This window comes from Pseudomonas sp. 3296 (genome assembly GCF_031456615.1).
Lineage (GTDB): Bacteria > Pseudomonadota > Gammaproteobacteria > Pseudomonadales > Pseudomonadaceae > Aquipseudomonas > Aquipseudomonas mucoides.
This window is the reverse complement of record NZ_JAVDUY010000008.1, coordinates 147,370-170,398: the sequence shown is the minus strand read 5'-3', so window position 1 is coordinate 170,398 and position 23,029 is coordinate 147,370. Positions and strand designations below refer to the sequence as shown.

Sequence of the window (23,029 nt, the reverse complement as noted above, 5' to 3'; positions counted from 1 at the left end):
TTTGTGGTTGTGGGCAATTGCGGAAGTCGAGACAACATCCCGGCTGTCCTGGCCGTTTTCGTGCTTTCCATTGCGGGTGAATATTTCAGGTCGGCGGCGCGGCTTTCGCGAGCAGGCTCGCTCCCGCACGGGATTTATGCCAGTCGCAAATCCTGTGGGAGCGAGCCTGCTCGCGAAGAGGTCAGTCCAGTCAACGCAAAGCCAGAAGCCCTTGCACCAACGGTTCCAATTCGAGGCCATTAACCGCTTTGACCTTGTCGATCATCGCCACCGGCCAACTCTCAAGACCCAGGCAAGCCCCCAGCATCGCGCCGAGAATCGCCGCCATCGTATCGGTGTCACCGCCCAGTCCCGCAGCCATGCACAACGCTTCAAAGGCACTCATCTCACCAATGGCCACTTGCTGCGCCAGGGCAAACGAAACCACCACCGATTCCTGCGAGGCCACCGAGGTGCCAATCACGTCGTACATCACGTCGGCCAGCAGCGCCTTGTCGCTGTCGACACTAATGCTGCGTGCCCAACTGATGCGCGAGGCAATCCGTCCGCCCGCCACCCAGTGACCATGACCTTCGGCTTGCTGCGCGATCTGCTGGCCGAGGTTCAGCGCTTCGCCCAAATCCATGCCATTGATCCCGGCGGAAATCACCGCCGCCACCGCCGCCGCGCTGGAGATGCCCAGCGTGGTGTTGTGGGTGACCTGACACGCCTGCACCACCGCTGTGATGAAACGCTCCGGGTCGACGACATCCGCCGCAATGCCGACCGGCGTGATGCGCATTGCCGCGCCATTGGTGGTGCCGTAACGCCCCGCTTCTTCCGGCGAATGACCGGCGAGGATCATCTCGATCGCCCGCTTGGTCGAAGGCCCGAGCAAGTCCTGCGAGCCTTTGGCCTGCATCTCGACTTCCCATTCGATCAGCCGCTGCGCGAGTACCGCCGGCTCGATCCGTCCCTCACCTTCAATCAGCAACCGAGCGACCAGAATCGCCTGTTCGGTGTCGTCGGTGATCGAGCCCTTGGGCATGTTGGCGGCGATCGGTTGATCGGGGCCGGCGTCTTCCAGATCGGTGATTTCGCCGAAGCGCGCCTTGATCTCGGCGCGGCTCAGGGATTGGGTCGGCATGCCCAGCGCATCGCCCAGGGCCAGTCCGTAAAACGCGCCCAGGGCACGGTTGAGCGCAGTCATTTCGGGGTTCCAAATTGCAGGTGCAGGCGAAAATGTACGGGATCGAGCAGGCTTTCGACTTGCTCCATGAAGCGGTTTTGCCGGTCGTAGGTAGTCCGCAGCGCCTTGAGGAATACGGTGCCCACCGGACGCCCCAGCAACTCGGCGTCTTCGGCATTCAGGGGTTCGGCGCCGATCCATTGATCGCCGCGCTCACCGATGTAGCCGTAGGCGGCCAGGGTGATGGTCAGGGAATTGTCGATCAGGCCAACGCGCGGCAGGCTTTCCAGGCCGCCGGTCGCGGGCATCAACGAGCGTTCGAGGGAGACCAGCGTGCCGTCGTTGGAGCGGCGACGCCGGTCGAGGGTGATGAATTGGTCAGTGCCGAAACGCGGCATCAGGTCCGCTCGCGTCACTGCTTCCAGCCGCAGCACTTCGGTGTTGACCAGTGCTCCGCTGTCGGCCAACGCCTGGGCCCAGCCGCTGCGCTGATCGAGCACCACACCGTCGAAGGTGACGATGGAACCGACACCACTTTGCGTCGCAATGTAGTTGCGCCGTTTCAACTCGGCGAGTGCTTCACGCAGCGTCCCTCGGCTGACTTTGAATTCTTGAGCCAACTGATGCTCGCCCGGCAGCAGAAGACCGTCCTCCATGAGGCCGCTTTCAATGCGCCGGATGAGCTCGTCGACCACCCGTTGTTTCTTGTCGAATCGTACCTGTCTAATCATGTACAAACTGATAACCGAAACGGGTCGTGACGAGCAAGGAATATTTAGGGGAAGTGACGGAAGGAGGACTGCTTCGCGGCCAATGATCGTTCCCACGCGCCGCGTGGGAACGATCAACTCTCAGCGCTGTTTCAAGCGGTCGATGACGACCGCCAACAACAGGATCGAACCACGAATCACATACTGGTAAAACGTATCGATGTTCTTCAGGTTCATCGCATTTTCAATAATCGCCAGAATCAACACCCCGGCAATCACGTGCCGGATCATGCCGATCCCGCCGCTCAACGACACCCCGCCCAGCACGCAAGCCGAGATCACCGTCAGCTCAAAACCCTGGCCAATCATCGGCTGCCCGGAGGTCATGCGCGACGCCAGGATCACCCCGGCCAACGCGCCGATCACGCCATGCACGGCGAAGATGAGGATCTTGGTCCGGTCAACGTTGACCCCGGCCAGCAACGCCGCTTCCTGGTTGCCGCCGATGGCCATGGTGTTGCGCCCGTAGGTGGTGTAGTTCAGCAGCCAGCCGAAAAACAGGAAGCAGACGATGGTGATCAGGATCGGCACCGGCACGCCAAACAACTGGCCGTTGCCGAAGACGAAGAATTGCTCTTGCGAGACGCCAACCGCTTTGCCATTGGCGAAGATGTAAGCCAGACCGCGAACGATCTGCATGGTCGCCAGCGTGGTGATCAACGCGTTGACCCGCAGCTTGGCAATCACGATCCCGTTGATCAGCCCGACAATCAGGCCCATGAACAGTGCTGCCGTCACCCCGAGAAAGACGCTGTCGGTGTCGCGCATCACCACCGCCGCAACCACACCGGCACAGGCAATCACCGAGCCCACGGACAAGTCAAAATGCCCGGACGCCAGGCAATACAACATGGTGCACGCGGCGATGCCGGTGGTGGAAATCGCCAGGCCCAGGCCGCGCATGTTCAGTGGCGAGAGGAAGTTGTCGATCAGCAACGTGCAGAGCACGAAGATCCCGACGGCTGCCAGCAGCATCACCCAGTCATCGAGAAAGCGCCGCAGGTCCAGAGGTTTGCGCTCGGTAGGCAGGGCGTTGTTTTGGGTTGTCATCATAGTCACCTCTCAGTTCGCCACGCCGTCAGCGCGTTGGCGCGGCAAAGCCAGTTGCAGCAGGTTGGATTCATTGGCCTCGGCGCGAGACAACTCGCCGCGCATCGCGCCTTCGCAGAGCACCAGAATGCGGTCGGAAATACCCATCACCTCCATCAGGTCGCTGGACACCACGATCACCGCGATGCCGCTTTCGGCCAGGTTATGGATGATCTGGTAAATCTCGGCTTTGGCGCCGATGTCGATGCCCCGAGTCGGCTCATCGAGCAACAGGACTTTCATCGGCATCGACAGCCAGCGACCGAGAATGGCCTTCTGCTGATTGCCGCCGGACAGGTACATGATTTTTTGTTCGGCGCTGGGCGTCTTCACCTTCAGCGCCTTGATATGTTTGTCGGCATTGCCCTTTTCCCACAGGCCACGCAACAGGCAACCGAAGGTGGAATGCGCGCCGCGAGCGCTGATGTTGATGTTCTCGGCGACACTCGCGAGCGGGATGATGCCCTCCTTCTTGCGGTCCTCGGGGCACAGCAGAATCCCGGCCGCAATCGCATCGCGCGGTGAGCGCAGTTTCAGTTCATGGCCGCGTAATTCGAGCCGTCCAGCCGTGTTGCGCTCCAACCCGCTGAGCAAGCGGAACAGCTCGGTGCGCCCGGCACCGACCAGCCCGAACAATCCGAGAATCTCGCCTTTGTGCGCCTCGAAACTCACCGGCTCGCGCAAGCCGGGGCCGAGCAGGCCATCGACCTTGAGCGCCACTGCGCCACGTTGCCGAGCGCGGTAATCGTAGATGTCCTGAATGTCGCGACCGACCATGCACGTCACCAATTGATCGTGAGTCAGCTCGCTCATGTCCTCGAAGGTGCGCACGTAGCGACCGTCCTTGAACACCGTTACCGCGTTGCAGATGCGGAACACTTCTTCCATGCGATGGGAGACGTAGAGCACCACTTTGCCTTCGTCGCGCAGGCGCCCGATGATCGCCATCAAGCGATCGATCTCGCGTGCCGACAGGCTGCTGGTCGGTTCGTCGAACGCAATGACGTGCGCGCCACGGGACAACGCCTTGGCGATTTCCACCAGTTGCCGCTGCCCGAGGGAAAGGCGCCCGACTTTCTCTTGCGGGTCGATTTCATCCGCGAGGCCTTTGAGGCAAGCCAGTGCCTGTTGACGCAAGGCGCCACGATTGATCAGGCCGAAACTGGCCGGCAGGTGCCCGAGGAACAGGTTCTCCGCCACGGTCATTTCCGGCACCAGGTGCAATTCCTGATGGATCACCGCGACGCGGCTGGCGATGCTGTCGGCGGTGGATTTGAACGCCATCGTCTGTTCGCCGATCCGCAGGTCGCCGCTGCTCGGCGTGTAGGCGCCGCCGAGGATCTTCAGCAGGGTCGATTTGCCGGCGCCGTTCTCGCCCATCAAGGCGTGAACCTGCCCCGGGTGCGCGACGAAGCTGATGCCATCCAGCGCCTTCACGCCGGGAAAGGTCTTGCCGATCCCGTTGAAGCGCAGGCTGCCGCCGACGCTGTGCTCATGTGTCTGTACTTGCGCGTGCATAAACCACCTCTTCACAGATCAGGCAGCCCCTTCGCCAGGGCCACCGTTGAAAGCAACCGTGCCTCAGTTCCAGAGGCCGATCTTTTCCAGTTCCTGCTTGAAGTTCTCGCGCGTGATCAGCGTCACGTCGTCCATGGCGGTGTATTTCGGTGGTTCTTTGCCGGTGGTGACCCACTCAAACATCATGCTGGCGGTGTTGTAGCCTTCGATGTGCGGGCTTGGCAGCATCGAACCAAAGAAGCCGCTATTGGGCTTTTTCAGTTCGCCGATAGCATCCGTACCGTTAATGCCGATGCCGATGACGTTGGCCGCTGCAAAACCGGCGGTTTCGGTAGCGCGCACGCCGCCCAGCACCGTGTTGTCGTTCATGCCGCCGATGATCAGGTTTTTCGCGCCACTCGGCAGTTTCACCAATGCAGAGTTGGTGGCGTCCATGCTGCCCGGGACGTCGAGGGTTTTCTGCGCCGTGAAGAGAATGTGGTCTTTCGGGAAGCCCGCGTCTTCCAGCGCCTTGACCGAACCGTCGGTGCGCTTCTTGCCAGTGTCGAGTTCGTTGAACGTGTTGATCACCGCGTAGGTGTCTTTCCAGTCCCAACCGCGTTTCTTCGCTTCGGTGGCCATCGCCGCGCCCTGTTTCTGGCCGACTTCAAAGGCGGCCATGCCGAGGTAAGGCACGTCTTCCATGAACTTGCCGCTGGCATCGACAAAACGGTCATCGACCGCCATCACTTTCAAACCATTGGCCTTGGCCTTGGCCACGATGGCCGGGCCGAGGCCGACGTCCGGCGGGCAGATCACAAAACCCTTGGCGCCGTTGGCCGCAAGACTGTCGATGGCAGACAGGGTTTTCTCGCCGTCCGGCACAGCGATCTTGATAACGGTGAAGCCTTTGTCTTTACCGGCCTTTTCAGCGAAGGCCCACTCGGTCTGGAACCAGGGCTCCTCCGCTTGCTTGACCAGAAAACCAATCTTTACTTCTTCGGCTGCCAGCAGCGTACTGCTCAGGCTAACCGCGGTGACCGCCAGAGCGGCACAGCACAGGGAACGGATCCCGCGACGACGATTCATAAGCTGACTCCTTGTTATTTTTTTTGAGCGTTATTTGAAAGCCGGTAAACACTTTGAAGCTAATAGTCATATCGTATGATGATTGGCTTTCAGACGGAGTTCCGCGCCTGAAAGCGGTTCTATTCAGTCGTGGTACATCACCGAGCGCCCACCATCGATGGTGATGCACGAGGCATTGATGAACGGCGCTTCATCGCTGGCCAGGAACACGGCAGTCATGGCCACTTCCATCGGTTGACCGATGCGACGCGGCGGATGCAAGTCCAGGGCGCGTTGACGCTCGGCATGCGGGTCGGCAAACCCGTTCCAGTAATCCACGTTCAATTGGGTTTCGATGTAGCCCGGCGCGATGGCGTTGACGCGAATGCCGTTGGCCGCGTATTCGATGCCCAGTGCACGGGTCAGGCCGAGCAAACCGTGCTTGGCCACCGGGTACGGGAAGCAGCCCGGAATGATGTGGCTGGAGTGGGTCGACGCAATGTTGATGATGCTGCCGATGCCCTGCTCGATCATTTGCGGCAGCACAGCCTTGCAGCCGTACCAGGCGCCGTCGAGGTCGATGGCGAAGCAGCGACGCCAATCTTCCTCGGTCATTTCCAGCGGGTCGCGAAACACGTTGACCCCGGCGCAGTTGACCAGGACGTCGATGCGGTCGTGCAGATCGAGCGCCAGCCTGGCCATGGTGTGCAGGTCTTGCTGATGCGAAACGTCAGCCTTGATCGCGACCACGTCCGCCCCCTGTTCACGCCAATGCGCCGCGACTTTCTCGACTTTCTCAGCCTGGATATCGCTGATGATCAACTTGGCCTGCTGGGCCGCGAACGTCGCGACGATGGCCTCGCCGATGCCTTGGGCAGCGCCGGTGAGCAACACCACCTTGTTCTTCAGGCGCTCGCCTTTGGGCGGCTCCGGCACCGCTGGCAAGGAAAGAGGTTCAGCCATGAATCAAGACTCCTTTTGCAGGCACGACAAAAACCGGGCATCTGTCGATGTCCGGTCAAAAGACTGTCTGGAAAATCGCTGCATCGCTTCACCTGTTTTGTTTTTTTAAGTGTGAGTGCGTGTAACTGATGGTCGACTATAAACCTGCCCGGCAAATAATCTCAATATATAATTTTACATCCCATATTTTGGGATTTATCCAGCGAAGCGAGTGCATGGTTTTCCGGCCACGTCTACCCGAAGCGACAACACCGCGCCGTCCAGCGGATGGTTGAGCGGGCTCGCCGCGCTGGTGATGTACAGGGTTTTCAGGTCTTCGCCACCGAATACGCAACTGGTGGGACGGCTGACAGGCAGTTCGATGATTCGATCGACGTGTCCGTCCGGGGTCAGTCTTATCAGGCAACTGCCATCCCAGCGGGCGTTCCAGATGTAACCTTCGGCGTCCATGGCCGAGCCGTCGGGGACCCCACGCTTATCGGGACCGAACCAGACATAAGCAGTGTCCAGATTGCCATCGGCATGGATGAAGTAGCGGTACAGCGTGGCGTCGAGGCTGTCGGCGAAAAACAGCGTGGTGGCGTCTTCGCTCCACAGCAGCGTGTTGGGAATTCCCAGACCGCGAAGCAACGGCGTGACCCGGGCATCGCGGTCGATGCGAAACAAGCCACCGGAACGACGAGTGACCGGCAAGTCTTCGCCGTTTTCGCCGATGTTGTTCTGCATGGTGCCGAGCCAGAGCCGCCCCTGCGCATCGCAACGGGCTTCGTTGGGGCGGTTGCCGGGTTGTGGGTCGGCCATGCAGAACAAGGTCAGGCGTGGTTCAAGGCCCGGGGAGTCGAGGTCCAGACGATAGACGCCGCTGCTCAACGCGACCAGCGCACCGCCGCTTTCACACGGGATGAAGGCGGAGATGTGTTCCGGCATTTCCCAGATCTGGACGTTGGCGCCGATGAGCCTCAGCGCTTGTTTGCCAGCGATGTCGACCCAGTACAGCGCCTGTGTCGGGGCATCCCAGAACGGGCCTTCGCCAAGCCGGGCCCGGTGCTGGGTCAGCGCATTCAACGTCATGAAGCCTCCTGCCTTGTTCTTGTTTTTAGGGGAATGTGTGTGGTCAGCCGGTTCTTTTGTCGGCCACGACTTGGGGGTAGAAGCGTTTGATCGCCAGGTCTGCGTTATCGATCAGGGTCATGCATGCCCACACCCCGCGCGCGGCGTCGCGGGCGGCGATGGCGTCGGCCATGTCTTTGTGGATGGGCAGCGTACGCCGCAGTTCGTCGGGGTCGGCAGCGGAAACTTCGAACGACACCGCCAGCAGCGCGCCGAGCGCCGGGACCATTTGTTCGATGAATTGATTGTGGCTGGCGGCGAGGATGCACTCGTGGAATACCCGGTCGGCGCGGTTGTAGTCGACGCCACTGTCCACGGCCCGCTCCAGCGCGTTGTAGGCCAGGAGGATGGCCTGCACTTGCTCGACCGTCGCCCGTTCACAGGCCCAGCGCACGGCCATCGGCTCGATGGTGCGGCGCAGGTCGAGCAAATCGTCGACGAAGTTTTCCGGCAAACCACTGCGTGACAGCCAACCGACGACTTGCGGATCGAAGAGGTTCCAGCGCCGCACCGGCAGCACCCGCGTACCGACTTTCGGCCCGACCTCAAGCATGCCTTTGGCGACCAGGGTCTTGATGGCTTCACGGATGACCGTGCGGCTGACACCGAGCTGCTCGCCCAGGTCGGCTTCGACCTTGAGGGTTTCGCCGGGTTTGACCCCGCCAGCGGCAATCCAGCAACCCAGCCAATCGACCGTTGAGGCGTGAAAACTGCTGGACATGGAAACCTCAAGACCGCGCACGAAGGAGCAACACGCTAATCATCATACGATTGGGTGTCAATTGGATTATTGAAAGAACACCGAGAACCCTGTGGACACGAGCTTGCTCACACAGGGGGATGTATCAAGGCTCGAGACCGATGGGGAAAAACTCGCCGCCACTCCACACGCCAAGCCAGCGTTGCCCGTCGATTTCACGGGTCACGGCCAGTTCCACCAGTTGATAGAACACATTGCGGTGGATCAGCGCTTCAAGATTGGTTCGCACATGCACATAGGGCGCGGGCTCTTGAGTGACCGGATCGATGACCACCCGAATCGGGTGCTCCGCGCCTGCCTCGGCCATTTCATCCACATTGGTGGTGAACCTCAGGAGCTGCGCCTCACCCTCGCCTTCCACATCGACGGCAATCGCCACGAACGGCGCATCATCGACCTTGATCCCGACCTTCTCGACCGGAGTGATCAGGAAGTAATCATCGCCATCGCGACGAATGATGGTCGAGAACAATTTGACCATCGGCTTGCGCCCGATTGGTGTGCCCAGGTAATACCAGGTGCCGTCGCGGGCGATGCGCATGTCGATGTCGCCACAGAAGTCGGGGTTCCACAGGTGGACCGGCGGCAAGCCTTTGGTCTTGGGGATTTGCCCCAACAAGTCGTTGGCTTTTTGCGGGCCACTCATGGCGTTCTCCTTTAAGTTACTGGTCGCTGATCCCGATCAGGCTGCGCGCGTATTGCTGCAGGGGTGGGCCGATCAGGTCTTCTGGCTTGTTGTCGTGGAACGTCAGTAAACCGCCACGACTCTTGATGCGTGCAGTATCAATCAAATACTGGGTGCTGGTCTCGATCAACATGATCTGAATCACGCCGCTGTCGATGCCGAGGCGGTCCACGTATTCCTGATCGAGCCACTCATCGGAGTTGCCGATGCGGTCGTCAGCCTTGGCGAACCGTGTGTAAAGCAGGTAATGGGCACCGGCGGCACGGGCTTCAGCCATGGCCTGGTCGAGGCCTTCGGGTGCACGGGCGCGGCGGACCATCGGGAAGTATTCGATAAAGCCGTTAAAGGCTTCTTCGGCCACCACATTTGGACGCGGATAAGGACTGCCCGGTGGCGAAAAGGCACCTTGGGCGATGTAGATGAATGAGTCCGGCTGAATCCGCAGGTTGTTCACCCGACGACTGTCGCTGTGATCCAGCAGCCCTGCGTCGCTCATCTGGTAGCGAGTCCCTTCAGCCATGTCGCTGACATTCATGCAGCCACCAAGCGCCAAAACGGCCAGCAGCAAAACCAGGCTACGCATCCTACCCTCCAGAGGCCGGTGACGGAAAACCGGCGAATGGCCATGGGATGCAGCTTCCGCGCCAGCTCGGGAGAAGTACGCCTTTGTAGCAGCTGGCGAAGCCTGCGTCCGACTGCGCAGCGGTCGCGAGATCAGGCGATGCGGTGTTCCAGATATATTTTTGATTACAGGATTTACGGCCGCTACGCAGCCGGACGCAGCCTTCGGCAGCGGCTACAGGGGAGCGTACTCAGCCGCCAATAATCTTCATGACTGTCGCGCCGCCGGAGAACGCCACTTCCTGCTTGTCACCCAAGGCCTTCACCAGTAACCGCTGCAACGCCGGCAGCGCTTGATGGCGAGGTTTGTCGAGCAAGTCGCCGACATAATGGCGATTACTCGACGACAGGCAGCCATGCAGCCAACCCGTGGACGAAAGACGCAAGCGCGAGCACGTACGGCAGAATGGAACGCTTTCATTGGCGATCACACCAAAATGCCCCTGCCCCGGAATCTCGTAGCGCACCGCAGTGGCATCGACCGGTGCATCGGCCTGCAGATACTCATAACGCTCGCCAATCAGGCTCAGCAACTGCTGGAGGCTGACGAACTGTTGCAGGAACGCATTGGAGTCGGTGGCCAGGTGGCCCATGCGCATCAGCTCGATGAAGCGCAATTCGTAACCGCGCTCCAGGCAGTAATCGAGCAGCGGCATTACCTGATCAAGGTTCTGTCCGCGCAGCGGCACCATGTTGACCTTGATCTTCATGCCTGCTGCGCTGGCCTGATCCATGCCGTCGAGCACGGTCGCCAGATCGCCGCCGCGGGCAATGCTGCGAAAGGCGCTGGCGTCCAGGGTGTCGAGGGAAACGTTGATACGACGAATGCCGGCGTCCACCAGCAACGGCAGCTTTTTCGCCAGCAGCTGACCATTGGTGGTCAGGCTGATGTCTTCCAGGCCCATCTGGCCGACGGCGGTCATGAAGGCTTCGAGTTTGGGGCTGACCAGCGGCTCGCCGCCAGTGATACGCAAACGCTCGATGCCCGCCGCCTCGATCAAATACGCCACGCCGCGCGCCATGGCCTCGGCCGACAACTCATCCTGCGCAGCCACCAGCCGCTTGCCGTTGGGCACACAGTAGGTGCACGCGTAATTGCAGGCTGAGGTCAGGCTGATCCGCAAATTGCGAAAACGCCTGCCTTGACGGTCAACGATCATGGATCACTCCGGCGATGGACAAGTGGAACGCACAAAACTTGACTCAGAATTCAAGTTTTGGCAAGTCCCAAGCCTGAGTATATTCCTGCGGTACTGCGCCATATAGCGAAATCATGACGCAATCAGGCAGCTGAATGGTTCAGCTGCTAGGAGTGTCGGTATCGCGCTTGCGCTTGTTGCCCATGCGCACGCCGATGTCCATCAGAAACTGGAAGAAGCCTTCCTGATCTTCCAGCACGTTGCTCCAGAACGGCGAGTGATAGAGCGCCACAGCGCCATGCACCAGCGCCCACGATGCGCAGTAATGGAAGTACGGCGGCACGTCTTCGAGCTTGCCTTCGCTGATCCGGCCTTTGATCAGCAGGGTCAGGCGTTCGAAGTTCGAGGCGCGGATCTTGTGCAGTTCCTCGACCATCTCCGGCACTTGATTGCCCTTGACCACCTTCTCTTCCAGGCGGTCGAACAACCGATAGCGTTGCGGATCACGCATGCGAAATTCGAAGTAGGCCCGGGACAGCGCTTCCTTGTCCTTGTCGACATCGGCCGAATGCAACAGCTCGTTCAAATCACGCTCGTAATCAAGCATCAGGCGCAGATAGATCTCCGCCTTGGATTTGAAGTGCTTGTAGATCGTGCCTTTGCCGATACCGACGGCATCAGCAATCATCTCGACGGTGACACTGTCTTCACCTTGGTCGAGGAACAGCTTGAGCGCGGTATCGAGAATTTCTTGCTCGCGGCGACGAAACTCACGGACCTTACGAGGTTCTTTATGCATAAGAAAAGGTCTGTTGGGGGTCAAAATTCGAAGCCGCGTATTATGCCTAACTTACGCAAAAATGCACGGATCATCCGACCATATCTGTGTTTCTTGATGATTTCCCGCAGGCTCGCTCATTGATGAGAACTCTTCCGAAGCGGGCGTATTCCAAAATTGTTTAAAAACCGGGGCCCGTAAACTGGACTAGGCGCAATAGTGATCAATACTTGAACTGTCGGCGAGACATCTCCCCCAAGTGTTGCGCCGATATTGGTACCAACGGACCGCGTACCATTGTTTTACTCCTAATGGTCTTAACCCGGATTCACCCCCCAGAACCCGGGTTTTTTTTGCCTGCGATTTGACCCTGCGCAGCGAGCCTGCTCGCGATAGCCCTAAACCGGCTTCACATGCGCCAAAGGGAACAGCCGCTTGAAATTCTCGGTGGTCTGCTCGGCAAATCGCTCGTAAGGCTCACCCCGCAACATGGCCATAAATTCCGCGACTTCCCTTACATACTGCGGCAGGTTCGGCTTACCGCGATACGGGATCGGCGCGAGGTATGGCGAGTCGGTTTCCACCAGCAAGCGGTCGGCAGGCACTTTGCTGGCCACATCGCGCAGCGCATCGGCATTGCGGAAAGTGACAATACCGGACAGGGAAATGTAATAACCCATGTCCAGCGCGGCCTTGGCCATGTCCCAGTCTTCGGTGAAGCAATGCAGTACGCCGGCCTGTGACAGTGCCGCCTCACGCAGCAAGCTTAAAGTATCGGCACGGGCGCCGCGGGTGTGGATGATCACCGGCTTGCCCGTCTGCCGGGCCGCTTGCAGGTGCAGGCGGAATGACTCCTGCTGCAACTCGGCCGCTTCCGGTTCGTAGTGATAATCCAGACCGGTTTCGCCAATCGCGATGACGCGCGGGTGATTGAGTTCACGCAACAACCAGTCCAGTGCGGGCGCAGCGCCCGGCTGCACATCCAGCGGATGCACGCCGACCGAACAATCGACGTCGTCATAACGTTCGGCCAGGGCTTTGACGTCGGCCGCGTTGTCGACACTCACGCCGATGCACAGGAAGTGCCCTACCCCTCGCTGACGGGCCGCGTCGAGCGCCGCATCCAGAGAGCCGCCATGGGCGGCGAGGTCGAGACGATCAAGGTGACAATGGGAATCTACAAGCATAAAAGGGCTGCAACTTACATCGTATGAGTGGGACGGTCGGACTTGAGGGCTCCGGCCAGGTGGTTTTCGATTCGACTGCGCGCCGTGTTGTCGCCGTCGTTGAACTGCACGCCGACGCCAGCGGCGCGGTTACCTTGAGCGCCTTTGGGCGTGACCCAGGTGACTTTGCCCGCGACCGGAATCTTTTCGGCTTCATCCATCAGGCTCAGCAACATGAAGACCTCATCGCCCAACTTGTAGCTTTTGTTGGTCGGGATAAACAGGCCGCCGTTTTTGATGAAGGGCATGTAGGCCGCGTACAGCACGGATTTGTCCTTGATGGTCAGGGACAAAATGCCGTTACGCGGCCCCGGGTTGACGAGTTCATTCATGCTGACCTCCGCTGCTGATGCATAGAGTCTAGGCGCAGACGATCACTTCTGGGCAGGCAGCGAGGCCCATTGCACCAGCAGCGCTTCCAGCAGCAGCGCAGGATTGAGGTTGGCTTTGCTCATCACCTTCTGACGCTGGGCGAGGATCCAGTCCTGGATATTCAGGACTTTATCCTGAGCGGCTTTCTGCGCCAGGTACTGAATCACCTTACGCATGTCCGTCAATCCCAGACCGTCTTCATCCTGGGTCAGCTGATAGCGCAGGATCAGGCTCGACCAGTCGCAGAACCAGTCGAACAGCAGCAACTGCGGAATGGTTTTCCATTCTTCGGCCAATTGCGTCGGCGATTGCTGTTGCTTGAGCAACTTCTTCACGCCCTCCACTACCAGCGCGCGCTGTTCGCGCACACCCTGGGCCTGCAACTTGACCGCACCCAGCGGAGAACCGGCGGCCAGCGTCAGCAGTTCGACGCGCTCTTCTTCCGAGCTGTCCGGCAACGCCTTCGCCAACCAAGCAAGGCTCATCGCTTCGCTCGGCAGTGGGCAGGCCTGCTGTACGCAACGGCTCTTGATGGTCGGCAACAGGCGACTGGTCTGGTGACTGACCAACAGCAAAACGGTATCGCCCGATGGCTCTTCCAGGCTTTTGAGCAAGGCGTTGGCGGCGTTGATGTTCATCGACTCGACCGGCTCGATCAACACCACTTTGCGCCCGCCCATTTGCGAGGTCTGCACCACGAAGCTGACCAGATCACGGACCTGATCGACCTTGATTGCCTTGTCGGCTTCTTCCGGCTCGAGGATGTAATTGTCGGGATGACTGCCAGCCTTCAGCAGCAGGCAGGATTTGCATTCACCGCACGCGTCCTGCGCGGTTGGCCGTTGACACAGCAGACTGGCCATCAAGCGTTCCGCCAGCGCTCGTTTGCCGATTCCGGCCGGGCCATGCAGCAGATAGGCGTGAGCGTGTTGCTTACGACCGGCCAACTGTTGCCAGAGGCTGTCCTGCCACGGATAGGCTTCAGCCACGGGTCAACTCCAGCAGACGCGGCATCAAGGCGTCCAGCGATTGCTGAACCTGCACCAGCGGCTGGGCGGCATCAACCAGCACATAGCGCGCCGGATCCGCCTCGGCGCGCTGGAGGAACGCACTGCGCACGGCATCAAAAAAGGTTCGGCCTTCGAGTTCGAAGCGGTCTAGACGACCACGAGCGCTGGCACGGGCCAGGCCCACTTCCACCGGCAGATCGAAGATCAGCGTCAGGTCCGGGCGCAGATCGCCCTGGACAAAGGTTTCGAGCGTAGCGATACGCTCCAGCGACAAACCGCGACCGCCGCCCTGATAGGCGTAAGTGGAATCCGTGAAACGATCACACAACACCACCGCACCACGAGCCAGCGCCGGGCGAATCACTTCGGCCAGATGCTGGGCGCGCGCGGCAAACACCAGCAGCAGTTCCGTGTCGGGGTTCATGACTTCATCAACCGGGGCCAGCAGCACTTCGCGAATCCGCTCGGCCAACGGCGTACCACCCGGCTCGCGGGTCAGCACCACTTCGATACCGGCAGCGCGCAGGCGCTCGGCCAGGTATTCGCGATTAGTGCTTTTGCCGGCGCCTTCCGGGCCTTCCAGGGTAATAAACAAGCCAGTCACGGGCAGTCCTTATCAGAAATTATTGCGCGCTTTGCGGAGCGACAGCTTCCGGCGCGGGCTCAGCTGCTGGTGCAGGCGTCGGCGTCGGAACCGGAGCCGGAGCCGGAGCCGGTTCTTGCGGCACGACGGAGGGCAACGCTTCGGGATCGGGATCAGGCGAAGCCGCCGGAATAGGCGCCTCGGCCTCCGGTGCTTCGCCATTCGCCGCCTCTGGCCCAGGGATCGGCGCCGGGCTGGAACGATAATCGGCACGACGCTTGAGCTGGAACTCGCGCACTGCGTTGTTATGGGCATCCAGATCATCGGAGAACACATGGCTGCCATCGCCACGCGCAACGAAGTACAGGCTGTTGCCGGCCACCGGGTTCAACGCGGCATGGATGGCTTCGCGGCCGACCATGGCAATCGGCGTCGGTGGCAGCCCCGAGATCATATAGGTGTTGTACGGGGTCGCTTCCTTGAGGTGGGCGCGGGTCAGTTTGCCGCTGTAGCGATCACCCAGACCGTAGATCACCGTCGGGTCGGTCTGCAGCAACATGCCGATCGCCATGCGTCGAACAAAGACCCCGGCAATCTGCCCGCGCTCTTGCGGCACGCCGGTTTCCTTCTCCACCAGCGAGGCCATGATCAGCGCCTGATAGGGTTCGGTGTACGGCGCATCCGCAGAACGTTGATCCCACTCTTTGGCGAGGACTTCGTCGAGGCGGTCATAGGCTTTTTTCAGCAGGTCGACGTCGCTCATGCCACGCACAAACCGATAGGTGTCGGGGAAGAAACGACCTTCCGGGAAAATCCCGCGGTGACCGAGTTTTTCCATGACCTGGCTGTCGCTCAAACCTGCGATTGTCTGCTCGAGTTTTTCATCTTTGGCCAGGGCGGCGCGGACCTGGCGGAAATTCCAGCCTTCGACCAGCGTCACACTGTACTGAACCATTTCGCCGCGTTTCCACAGGTCTATCAGCCCTTCAACCGTCATGCCCGGAAGCATGCGGTATTCGCCACTGTGCAACGGTTGCTTGGGCAGATTGAAGCGCCAGTAAACGCGCAGCCAGAATGCGTCCTTGATGACGCCGTCGGCTTCGAGTCGATAGAAGGTGCGGGTGGGTGTCGTGCCTTTGGGCACATCCAGCAGCTCTTCCTGGGTGATGTTCAGCGGTTGTTCCAGCGCCGAATGGATTTTCCAGGCAGAAGCGCCCAGACACAGCCCCGCCAGTACCAATCCGGTTTCCAGCAGCAGCAAGAATTTACGTCTCACGTATCAAGCATCCAGTAGCGCGCGGGCAATGATTTGCAGTTTACGGGTGAGCGGCCCAACCGGCCAGCTCAGCGCAGCATAGGCGCGCACCGGCCAAACGCCATACACGCTGTTGCAGACAAAGACTTCATCGGCCCATTGCAGCTGTTCGAGCGTGATATCGCTCACTTGCGCGGGAATTCCCGATGACTCGGCTTGAAACAATAATTCGTCACGCATCACACCGGCCACGCCGCAGCGTTTCAAATCGGCGGTGATCAGCACGCCATCACGCACCAGGAACAGATTACTGAACACGCCCTCGATCACGCGACCGGCCTGATCCAGCATCAAGCCTTCGGCATGTTCGGTGTCTTGCCATTCGGAGCGGGCAATCACTTGCTCTAGACGGTTCAGGTGTTTGAGCCCGGCTAACAAGGGTTGTTCTGAAAGTCGTGTGGCACAGGGAAACAATCGAACGCCCTGCTCGGCATGCGCAGCGGGATATACCGCCGCAGGATTGCCTTGCAGAATGCGTCGGGCTTGCGCCGAAGGATCAGGCGCATAACCGCGCAGACTGTCGCCGCGCGTAAGGATGAGCTTGAGCACGCCCTCACCGAGCGCTGCGGCATAGGCCAGCAATTCGTCGCGAACCAGGTCGTGATCCGTCGTGATCGCCAGGCGCGAACAGCCTTGCGCCAGACGCGACAGATGCCGCTCCAGCAACAGCGGCTGCCCGCCGCGCACGGCAATGGTCTCAAACAGACCATCACCGTAGGCCAGGCCGCGATCCTTCAGCGACAAAGCGTCAGCCGGCTGACCGTCGACCCAGCTGTCCATCAGTCAGCGAACCGGCGGAAAACCAGCGAGCCGTTGGTCCCGCCAAACCCGAAGGAGTTCGACAGCACTACATCGATGTCCATGTTGCGCGCCGTGTGCGGTACGAAGTCGAGGTCGCAGCCTTCGTCCGGCTCATCAAGGTTGATGGTCGGCGGCGCAACCTGGCTGTTGATCGCCAGTACGCTGAAGATGGCTTCAACGGCGCCCGCCGCCCCCAACAGGTGACCGGTCATGGACTTGGTCGAACTGACGGCCAGCTTGTAGGCATGATCGCCGAACACCGACTTGATCGCACAGGCTTCGGCAAGGTCACCGGCCGAGGTCGAGGTGCCGTGGGCGTTGATGTATTGAACCTGATCAACGTTGACCTTGGCATCGCGCAGGGCATTGGTGATGCAACGTGCGGCACCTGCACCGTCCGCCGGTGGCGAAGTCATGTGGTAAGCATCGCCACTGGTGCCGAAACCGATCAGCTCGGCATAGATGGTCGCGCCGCGCGCCTTGGCGTGCTCCAGCTCTTCAAGCACCAGGGCACCGGCACCGTCGGAAAGGACGAAGCCATCACGGCCCTTGTCCCACGGGCGGCTGGCACGGGTCGGCTCATCGTTGCGGGTCGACAGCGCTCGGGAAGCACCGAAGCCCCCCATGCCCAGTCCGCACGCGGCCATTTCGGCGCCACCGGCAATCATCACGTCGGCTTCGTCGTACATGATGTTGCGGGCTGCCATGCCGATGCAGTGCGTACCGGTGGTACACGCCGTGGCGATGGCGTAGTTAGGTCCCTGTGCACCCAGGTGGATGGACAGGAAACCGGAAATCATATTGATGATCGAGCCTGGCACGAAAAACGGAGAGATCCGCCGTGGGCCGGAATCATGCAGGGTGCGGCTGGTTTCTTCGATATTGGTCAGACCGCCAATACCCGAACCCATGGCCACGCCGATACGCTCGCGGTTGGCGTCAGTGACTTCAAGCCCCGAGTTACGCACCGCCTGAAAACCTGCGGCCAGACCGTATTGAATGAACAGGTCGAGCTTGCGCGCTTCCTTGACCGACAGATATTCCTCGACATTGAAGCCCTTTACCGAGCCGCCAAAACGGGTGGAATAGGCAGAAAGGTCGGTGTGTTCGATCAGACCAATGCCACTGCGGCCAGCCAGAATGCCCTGCCAACTGCTCGGCACATCCGTGCCCAGTGGCGACAACATACCCATACCGGTGACTACGACGCGTCTACGCGACACAGCACTCTCCTTTTTTCAAATGACGACTTTGCATCAGGCCTAAAGAAAAAACCGCACGCCGTGATGGCAGTGCGGTTTTTCCATGACAGCAAGCAACGATTACAAGCTATTAAGCCTGGTGGTTAGTAACGTAATCGATTGCGGCTTGTACAGTAGTGATCTTCTCAGCTTCTTCGTCAGGGATTTCGGTCTCGAATTCCTCTTCCAGAGCCATCACCAGCTCAACGGTGTCAAGGGAGTCGGCACCCAGGTCTTCAACGAAGGAAGCAGTGTTGACCACTTCTTCTTCTTTAACGCCCAGTTGCTCAGCAACGATTTTCTTGACGCGCTCTTCGATGGTGCTCATACCTTGTTTTCACTCCTAATGGACAAATTCAGGCAGCTGGCCAGTGGGTAAGTGTATAGAAAGACTTTTCAGCTTTTCAACTGAAAGCTTCACTCCTCAAACCCGACAGCCCTCTGCCTATAAATAGATTGCAGCTTTATAACGGATTTTAGACAGCTCGTATGACATTTTTTTGAAGCGATCCGTCACATTTAACTCATGTACATCCCGCCGTTCACCGGGATTGTAGCCCCAGTAACGTAAGCCGCACCGTCCGACGCAAGAAAAGCGACCACAGACGCGATCTCTTGTGCTTGTCCCAGACGGCCCAGCGGAATCTGCGTCTGCAAGGCTTCACGCTGTGCCTCGGGCAGTTCGCGAGTCATATCGGTATCGATGAACCCAGGGGCCACCGAGTTTACCGTAATCGAACGCGAACCGACTTCACGCGCCAGTGCACGGCTGAAACCTTCCAGACCGGCCTTGGCGGCTGCGTAGTTTACTTGGCCTGCGTTGCCCATGGCACCCACAACAGAGCCAATACTGATAATTCGTCCCCAACGGGCTTTGGTCATGCCACGCAAAACGCCCTTGGAGAGGCGGAACAGACTGTTCAGGTTGGTATCGACAACGTCATGCCACTCGTCGTCTTTCATGCGCATCATCAGGTTATCGCGGGTGATACCGGCATTGTTGACCAGGATCGCCGGCGCACCGAACTGTGCAGTGATGCTCGCCAGTACCGCAGCAACGGATTCATCGCTGGTGACGTTCAGCTCAAGACCCGTGCCTTGAATACCATTTTCTTTCAGGGTCGCGGCGATTCGCTCGGCACCGGAAGCGGAGGTCGCGGTGCCAATCACGATGGCGCCCTGACGACCCAGTTCCAGGGCGATGGCCTGGCCAATGCCACGGCTCGCGCCGGTGACCAGTGCAACTTTACCTTGCAGGCTCATGCAAGCTTCTCCTGATTCAGGCCAGCGCTGCACGAGCGGCAGCGAAAGCGTCTGGGGTATTGAGGTTGGATGTCGACACGCCTTCGGCGCAACGCTTGTTCAGACCGGCCAGCACTTTGCCAGGACCGCATTCGACCAATTGGGTCGCGCCCTTGGCAGCCAGGGCCTGGACCGATTCAACCCAGCGCACGGGCTTGTAGAGCTGCTCAAGCAGATCACGCTTGAGGGTTTCCAGATCGGCCGGCACATTGGCGCTGACGTTCTGTACCACAGGGATCTGCGGCGCCTGCCAATCGATGGCGGCAATGGACTCGGCGAAACGCTCGGCCGCCGGACGCATCAGCTCACAGTGCGACGGTACACTGACCGGCAATGGCATGGCGCGCTTGGCACCACGGGTCTTGCAACCTTCGATGGCGCGCTCGACCGCCGCCCTGGCACCGGCGATGACCACTTGGCCCGGGGAGTTGAAGTTTACCGCGCTGACCACTTCGCCCTGCGCCGCTTCAGCGCAGGCTGCCAGCACATCGGCATCTTCCAGGCCGAGGATCGCAGCCATACCGCCCTGCCCGGCCGGAACGGCTTCCTGCATCAACTGACCGCGACGCTCAACCAGCTTCACGGCATCACCCAGACTCAAGCTGCCTGCAGCGACCAGGGCGCTGTATTCGCCCAGGCTGTGACCGGCAACATAAGCCGGGCGCGCGCCACCTTCAGCCAGCCACAGACGCCACAAGGCGATCGAGGCAGTCAGAATGGCCGGCTGGGTTTTATCGGTTTGATTGAGTTGTTCTTCCGGCCCTTGCTGGGTCAGCGCCCACAGGTCGTAACCCAGAGCATCGGAAGCTTCTTTGAATGTTTCGAGGACAACCGGATGTTGCGCGCCCAACTCGGCCAGCATGCCGAGGGACTGCGAACCCTGTCCTGGAAAGACGAATGCGAGGGAAGCAGACATGTAACGAGCCCCTAATGATCTTGTCGTCGGAGAAATGACGTCCCGCTTGGGGGACGCAAGAAACTGACAGTTGGATGGCCAATTAAACTGAGCGGTCACATTTAAGCATTGTCCGACGAAAACGCCTAAAGCAACAAATCCTCCAGACGACCGTGTATCCGCTCCGGCAAGTTTTCCTGAATCTCGATCAGCGCACGGGAAATGGCGCTCTGAAAGCCCTGCACACCCGCCGAACCATGGCTCTTCACCACAATCCCCTGCAAACCGAGGAAGCTGGCACCGTTGTGCCGCGCAGGCGCGAGATCGGCTTGCAGACGCTTCATCAACGGCAGCGCCAGGGCGCCGACCATTTTCGAGGCGAGGTTTTTCCTGAACAGGGCTTCGATGCGCCCGGCAATCATGGTCGCCAGACCCTCGCTGGACTTGAGCAGGATATTGCCGACAAAACCGTCACACACCACCACATCCGCCTCGCCACGGTACAAACCGTCACCTTCGACAAAACCGATGTAATTGATGCCCCGGGCTGCCTGCAACAACGTGGCCGCCAGCTTGACCTGCTGATTGCCCTTGATGTCTTCGGTGCCAATGTTCAGCAGCGCAACACGCGGACGAACAATGCCAAGCGTCTCCGCCGCCACCGAACCCATAACGGCGAACTGCAACAAGTGCTCGGCACTGCAATCGACGTTGGCGCCCAGGTCGAGTAACTGGCAATAGCCCTTCTGTGTCGGAATCGCCGCCACCATCGCCGGACGATCAATGCCCGGCAAGGTCTTGAGCACAAACCGCGACAACGCCATCAGCGCACCGGTATTGCCGGCACTGACACAGGCCTGGACCTTGCCATCACGCAGCAACTCCAGCGCCACGCGCATCGACGAATCAGGCTTGCCACGCAGGGCCTGCGCAGGCTTTTCGTCCATGGTAATGACTTCGGACGCCGGCACGATCGACAGGCGCGAACGATCCACAACCGATTGGCCAGAGAGCAATTCTTCAAGTAGGGAAGGTTGACCGACGAGGGTCAGGTGCAGCGAGGGTGTAGCAGACAGGCAAGCAAGGCTGGCCTGAACAATGCTGCGGGGACCGAAGTCCCCGCCCATTGCGTCAATCGCGATGACTTGAGCGGACAAGTGATTACTCGTCAGCGCCCTTGTCGATCACTTTACGGCCACGGTATACGCCTTCTGGCGATACGTGGTGACGCAGGTGAACTTCACCGGTGGTTTTTTCTACAGACAGGGTGCTAGCCTCGAGAGCGTCGTGCGAACGACGCATGTCACGGGCGGAGCGGGATTTTTTGTTCTGCTGAACAGCCATAATTGATTAACTCCTAAACGTTTGGGTCACGCTTTAACTGCGCCAATACACTGAACGGGTTGGACCGCGTTACCTCGTCCTCGCTCGGTTCGGGCTCATCGAGACCCGCCGGCTGCTGGCATTCTTCCGGATGATGAGCAGGCACAATGGGCAAGGCGAGCAGAAGCTCCTCCTCGATCAGTGACTGCAGATCCAATGGATCTTCGCCCAGTTCCAGCACGTCATAACCTTTCGGCAACGACTGGGTATTCGCACCCTCCTTCACCACAGCATAACTGCATTCGCTATGGATCGGCAGGGTGACCAGCTCAAGACAACGCTGGCAAACCATTTTGACCTCGGTGTCGATAAAGCTGTGGATGACCACAGATTTACGTTCATCTCGTTCAAAAACGAATTTAGCCTGCACCGTACCGACAGTGTCGGAAAGCGGGTCGCAGAGTCTCTCCAAATCGGCCAGCAGCAGTTCACCTTGAAGGGTGGTGCCACGGTCAGCCAATTTGCGCGGGTCAACGTGAGGTGGAATCGGGTCATTCAACATAGGCGCAGCATTATAGGGATGCACCCAGCCATGTCAAAGGAAATTCAGCCCTGTCCGTCACTTGCAAGCCTCCGCTAGAATTCGCACCTGACTTTTGGAGTTGCGCATGCTGCCTTTATTACTCGCTTCAAGCTCGATGTATCGCCGGGAATTGCTGGCTCGCTTGCAGCTGCCATTCACCTGCAGCTCGCCGGATATCGACGAAAGCCACCGACCGGGCGAGCCGGCCATCGAGTTGGTCAAACGCCTGGCCAAAGAAAAAGCCCAGGCGCTTTCGGGCAGCCATACCGCTCATCTGATCATCGGCTCCGATCAGGTCGCGGTACTCGGCGACCGCATTATCGGCAAACCTCACACTTTCGAAAACGCCCGCGAACAACTGCTGGCCGCGAGCGGCGCCAGCGTGACCTTCCTCACCGGCCTGGCGCTGCTCAACAGCCAGACCGGTGAATGCCAGGTCGATTGCGTACCGTTCACCGTCCACATGCGAACGCTGGATCAGGCATGCATCGAACGCTACCTGCGCGCCGAGCAGCCCTACGACTGCGCTGGCAGCTTCAAGGCCGAAGGTTTGGGGGTGAGCCTGTTTCAAAGCACCGAAGGCCCTGATGCCACCAGCCTGATCGGCCTGCCGCTGATTCGCCTGATCGACATGCTGCTGGCCGAAGGCGTGCAAATCCCCTAACTGCTACAAGGACCGCGCAGGCATAAAAAACCGGCCACTTGGGCCGGTTTTTATGCTGCCTCAGTA

26 protein-coding genes are annotated in these 23,029 nt (G+C 59.7%); 1 reads left to right on the top strand and 25 read right to left on the bottom strand.

What is annotated here, in order from left to right:
- Positions 1 to 190: 190 nt before the first annotated feature.
- The 25 genes from J2X66_RS22675 to J2X66_RS22555 form a co-directional block, all read right to left on the bottom strand.
- The gene (locus tag J2X66_RS22675; protein ID WP_310268761.1) at positions 191 to 1,189 is read right to left on the bottom strand and encodes an ADP-ribosylglycohydrolase family protein; all 999 of its coding nucleotides are present in this window, start codon (positions 1,187 to 1,189) and stop codon (positions 191 to 193) included.
- On the bottom strand, positions 1,186 to 1,899 hold the full coding sequence (locus J2X66_RS22670; RefSeq protein WP_310268758.1) for a GntR family transcriptional regulator: 714 nt from the start codon (positions 1,897 to 1,899) through the stop codon (positions 1,186 to 1,188). The genes J2X66_RS22675 and J2X66_RS22670 overlap by 4 nt, the downstream gene beginning before the upstream one ends.
- Positions 1,900 to 2,019: 120 nt before the next feature.
- Positions 2,020 to 2,988 carry an L-arabinose ABC transporter permease AraH gene (araH, locus tag J2X66_RS22665; RefSeq protein WP_027924057.1) on the bottom strand — a complete coding sequence of 323 codons (969 nt, stop codon included), beginning with the start codon at positions 2,986 to 2,988 and terminating at the stop codon, positions 2,020 to 2,022.
- Positions 2,989 to 3,000: 12 nt separating this feature from the next.
- Positions 3,001 to 4,545 (bottom strand): L-arabinose ABC transporter ATP-binding protein AraG, encoded by a 1,545-nt coding sequence (araG, locus tag J2X66_RS22660; protein WP_310268755.1) that lies wholly within the window; start codon positions 4,543 to 4,545, stop codon positions 3,001 to 3,003.
- A 63-nt stretch (positions 4,546 to 4,608) separates the two neighbouring features.
- Positions 4,609 to 5,613 carry a substrate-binding domain-containing protein gene (locus tag J2X66_RS22655; protein WP_310268752.1) on the bottom strand — a complete coding sequence of 335 codons (1,005 nt, stop codon included), beginning with the start codon at positions 5,611 to 5,613 and terminating at the stop codon, positions 4,609 to 4,611.
- Positions 5,614 to 5,736: 123 nt separating this feature from the next.
- Positions 5,737 to 6,555, bottom strand: a complete 819-nt coding sequence (locus tag J2X66_RS22650) for an SDR family oxidoreductase (RefSeq protein ID WP_310268749.1) — start codon at positions 6,553 to 6,555, stop codon at positions 5,737 to 5,739.
- A 195-nt stretch (positions 6,556 to 6,750) separates the two neighbouring features.
- On the bottom strand, positions 6,751 to 7,626 hold the full coding sequence (locus J2X66_RS22645) for an SMP-30/gluconolactonase/LRE family protein (RefSeq protein WP_310268745.1): 876 nt from the start codon (positions 7,624 to 7,626) through the stop codon (positions 6,751 to 6,753).
- A 43-nt stretch (positions 7,627 to 7,669) separates the two neighbouring features.
- The gene (locus tag J2X66_RS22640) at positions 7,670 to 8,386 is read right to left on the bottom strand and encodes a FadR/GntR family transcriptional regulator (protein WP_310268742.1); all 717 of its coding nucleotides are present in this window, start codon (positions 8,384 to 8,386) and stop codon (positions 7,670 to 7,672) included.
- Positions 8,387 to 8,510: 124 nt separating this feature from the next.
- On the bottom strand, positions 8,511 to 9,071 hold the full coding sequence (locus J2X66_RS22635; RefSeq protein WP_310268739.1) for a DUF1285 domain-containing protein: 561 nt from the start codon (positions 9,069 to 9,071) through the stop codon (positions 8,511 to 8,513).
- A 16-nt stretch (positions 9,072 to 9,087) separates the two neighbouring features.
- Positions 9,088 to 9,693: a DUF4823 domain-containing protein gene (locus tag J2X66_RS22630; protein ID WP_310268737.1), complete on the bottom strand. Its 606-nt coding sequence runs from the start codon at positions 9,691 to 9,693 to the stop codon at positions 9,088 to 9,090.
- Positions 9,694 to 9,922: 229 nt separating this feature from the next.
- Complete coding sequence (locus J2X66_RS22625; RefSeq protein WP_123432751.1) at positions 9,923 to 10,891, bottom strand: GTP 3',8-cyclase MoaA; 969 nt, start codon at positions 10,889 to 10,891, stop codon at positions 9,923 to 9,925.
- Positions 10,892 to 11,030: 139 nt separating this feature from the next.
- Complete coding sequence (locus J2X66_RS22620; protein WP_008152317.1) at positions 11,031 to 11,669, bottom strand: TetR/AcrR family transcriptional regulator; 639 nt, start codon at positions 11,667 to 11,669, stop codon at positions 11,031 to 11,033.
- A gap of 377 nt (positions 11,670 to 12,046) precedes the next feature.
- Positions 12,047 to 12,835 carry a TatD family hydrolase gene (locus tag J2X66_RS22615; RefSeq protein ID WP_310268730.1) on the bottom strand — a complete coding sequence of 263 codons (789 nt, stop codon included), beginning with the start codon at positions 12,833 to 12,835 and terminating at the stop codon, positions 12,047 to 12,049.
- Positions 12,836 to 12,849: 14 nt separating this feature from the next.
- Entirely contained in the window at positions 12,850 to 13,206 is a 357-nt protein-coding gene (locus tag J2X66_RS22610) for a PilZ domain-containing protein (protein WP_310268727.1), read from the bottom strand.
- A gap of 42 nt (positions 13,207 to 13,248) precedes the next feature.
- Positions 13,249 to 14,235 carry a DNA polymerase III subunit delta' gene (locus J2X66_RS22605; RefSeq protein ID WP_310268726.1) on the bottom strand — a complete coding sequence of 329 codons (987 nt, stop codon included), beginning with the start codon at positions 14,233 to 14,235 and terminating at the stop codon, positions 13,249 to 13,251.
- A complete protein-coding gene (tmk, locus tag J2X66_RS22600) occupies positions 14,228 to 14,860 on the bottom strand; it encodes a dTMP kinase (protein WP_310268724.1) in 633 nt (210 codons plus the stop codon). The genes J2X66_RS22605 and tmk overlap by 8 nt, the downstream gene beginning before the upstream one ends.
- Before the next feature lie 19 nt (positions 14,861 to 14,879).
- Entirely contained in the window at positions 14,880 to 16,115 is a 1,236-nt protein-coding gene (gene mltG, locus J2X66_RS22595) for an endolytic transglycosylase MltG (RefSeq protein WP_310268722.1), read from the bottom strand.
- 3 nt (positions 16,116 to 16,118) lie between these two features.
- Complete coding sequence (pabC, locus tag J2X66_RS22590) at positions 16,119 to 16,934, bottom strand: aminodeoxychorismate lyase (RefSeq protein WP_310268721.1); 816 nt, start codon at positions 16,932 to 16,934, stop codon at positions 16,119 to 16,121.
- Complete coding sequence (gene fabF / locus J2X66_RS22585) at positions 16,934 to 18,178, bottom strand: beta-ketoacyl-ACP synthase II (RefSeq protein ID WP_027924042.1); 1,245 nt, start codon at positions 18,176 to 18,178, stop codon at positions 16,934 to 16,936. The genes pabC and fabF overlap by 1 nt, the downstream gene beginning before the upstream one ends.
- Positions 18,179 to 18,287: 109 nt before the next feature.
- Positions 18,288 to 18,524 (bottom strand): acyl carrier protein, encoded by a 237-nt coding sequence (gene acpP, locus J2X66_RS22580; RefSeq protein ID WP_003442511.1) that lies wholly within the window; start codon positions 18,522 to 18,524, stop codon positions 18,288 to 18,290.
- 191 nt (positions 18,525 to 18,715) lie between these two features.
- Positions 18,716 to 19,459 (bottom strand): 3-oxoacyl-ACP reductase FabG, encoded by a 744-nt coding sequence (gene fabG / locus J2X66_RS22575; protein WP_027924041.1) that lies wholly within the window; start codon positions 19,457 to 19,459, stop codon positions 18,716 to 18,718.
- 16 nt (positions 19,460 to 19,475) lie between these two features.
- Positions 19,476 to 20,414, bottom strand: coding sequence for an ACP S-malonyltransferase (gene fabD, locus J2X66_RS22570; protein ID WP_310268715.1), 939 nt, complete (start codon positions 20,412 to 20,414; stop codon positions 19,476 to 19,478).
- Positions 20,415 to 20,539: 125 nt separating this feature from the next.
- The gene (plsX, locus tag J2X66_RS22565; RefSeq protein WP_310268713.1) at positions 20,540 to 21,550 is read right to left on the bottom strand and encodes a phosphate acyltransferase PlsX; all 1,011 of its coding nucleotides are present in this window, start codon (positions 21,548 to 21,550) and stop codon (positions 20,540 to 20,542) included.
- Between the two features lie 4 nt (positions 21,551 to 21,554).
- On the bottom strand, positions 21,555 to 21,737 hold the full coding sequence (rpmF, locus tag J2X66_RS22560) for a 50S ribosomal protein L32 (RefSeq protein ID WP_003179396.1): 183 nt from the start codon (positions 21,735 to 21,737) through the stop codon (positions 21,555 to 21,557).
- Positions 21,738 to 21,750: 13 nt separating this feature from the next.
- On the bottom strand, positions 21,751 to 22,278 hold the full coding sequence (locus tag J2X66_RS22555) for a YceD family protein (protein WP_004371317.1): 528 nt from the start codon (positions 22,276 to 22,278) through the stop codon (positions 21,751 to 21,753).
- A gap of 106 nt (positions 22,279 to 22,384) precedes the next feature.
- On the opposite strand from J2X66_RS22555, the gene J2X66_RS22550 reads away from it, so the two are divergent.
- Positions 22,385 to 22,963: a nucleoside triphosphate pyrophosphatase gene (locus J2X66_RS22550; protein WP_310268710.1), complete on the top strand. Its 579-nt coding sequence runs from the start codon at positions 22,385 to 22,387 to the stop codon at positions 22,961 to 22,963.
- The last annotated feature ends 66 nt before the right edge of the window (positions 22,964 to 23,029 follow it).